The organism is Mesorhizobium sp. M2A.F.Ca.ET.039.01.1.1, assembly GCF_003998035.1.
In the GTDB taxonomy this organism is placed as follows: Bacteria; Pseudomonadota; Alphaproteobacteria; order Rhizobiales; family Rhizobiaceae; genus Mesorhizobium.
In genome coordinates this window covers 1-1518 of the sequence record NZ_RZRY01001104.1, presented here as the reverse complement: position 1 = coordinate 1518, position 1518 = coordinate 1, and the positions used below count along the sequence as shown (strand labels likewise).

At 63.3% G+C, this 1518-nt stretch carries 1 protein-coding gene and 1 pseudogene; both read left to right on the top strand.

Annotated elements, in window-relative coordinates; translation table 11 throughout:
- The coding region (locus EOA24_RS37645) for a CopD family protein (protein WP_133374904.1) at positions 1–905 on the top strand (905 nt) is incomplete at its 5' end.
- A 374-nt stretch (positions 906–1279) separates the two neighbouring features.
- Positions 1280–1518 (top strand): annotated as a pseudogene (locus EOA24_RS37640) (ABC transporter substrate-binding protein); the annotation flags it as partial.

Here is a 1518-nt window from a genome sequence, read left to right as displayed (position 1 = left end):
CGTTCCAACAGAGCCGGAAGCGCACCGCAGGTATCCTTGGCGGATTGGCGCTTCTTACTGCGGGCCTCGCGTTCGCCTCGGCCGGCCACGCCGCCTCTGCGCCGCCGAAGTGGCTGATGATACCGGCCGTGTTCGTCCATACTGTCGCAGTGCTGCTCTGGCTGGGCGCACTGGCGCCGCTCGGCGCGGCGGTTGCCTGCGGAGGGCCGGATGCCGTCTTTGCGCTCAAGCGCTTTTCCAACTTTATCCCCGCTATCATCGGCGCGCTTTTCGTGAGCGGGATCGCCATCGGCGTCGTCCAGGTTCACACGCCGAGCGGCTTGCTGACGAGCAACTACGGCCGCGTTCTCCTCATCAAGCTCGGCCTGGTCGCCGCCATGTTGCTGCTCGCCGCCGTCAATCGCTATGCGCTCACGCGACCGGCCATAAAGGGTGACGTAGTGGCCGCGCGCCGGCTTTCGCGCAGCATCGCGGCCGAGATCATACTCGGCATTGCCGTCATCTGCGTGCTCGGGCTGTGGCGCTTCACGCCGCCTCCGCGCGTGGTCGCCGCCAATCCGGCGCGCTTCGAGGTCCAGCAGGTAAGCGTTGCAAATGAGGATGTGAGCGCGCTTCTGTCGATCCATCCGCCGATCGCGGGACCAGTGCGCGTCGAGGTGTCGGAGGTCACCGCCGCCGGCAAGCCTCTGGTCCCACTTGGCGTCATCGTGGAACTCGGTAAGCCTTCCTACGGCATCGGGCCGTTCGCAAGGCAAGCCAAGGCCAGCGATCGCGGAACTTACATCGCCGGCGGATACTTGCTGCCGCTCGACGGATTCTGGGTGGTGCGGGCCACCATCCTGGTCTCGGACTTCCGCTCGGTGACGCTGACTAACGTGTTCGATGTGCGCAAAGCGACTGACTGAAGGAGCTGGTTCGAGCGGTCCGGGGACCGCCGCGGCTTGGAAGCGAAGTCCCCTTCCGCCCGCAAAATCAGAATAAATTATCTAGTCTACAGTCTTAGTGTAATTAATCTTGGCTCGTTGAACCGGATCCGGCCAGCAAGTGGTGGATAAGGAGACAGTAATGGGTAAGAAGCGACCGTTGAAGCTCGGCTTGTTGGCTCCCCGTCGTCGGCATGAGCAGAAGTGTGCACCACCGCAGCGAATATGGCTCGTCGACTTTCGGCGACAATCTCGGCAGACCCGGTGAAACCGCTATGCCCGGCAGGCAATAATGTCACGACCCGAGTAGCCCTCCCTCTCCTTAGTCCAACCGCCATCCGAAAGCGAACATCGCCATGATCAGAACCTCCCGCCGCCTGTTCAACTTAGCGCTCGGCAGCTTTGCCATTCTGACGTTCGCCGGAGGATCGGCTTCCGTCGCCGCCGAGGACCTGAGCAAGGTGGTGCTGCGCGTGGGCGATCAGACCGGGGCGACGCGCGCCAAGCTGGAAGCCGCCGGCCTGCTTAACGAGGTTCCCTACCAGATCGAATGGTCGGTCTATCCGGCCGCCGTCAACCTGCACGAGGCGCTGAA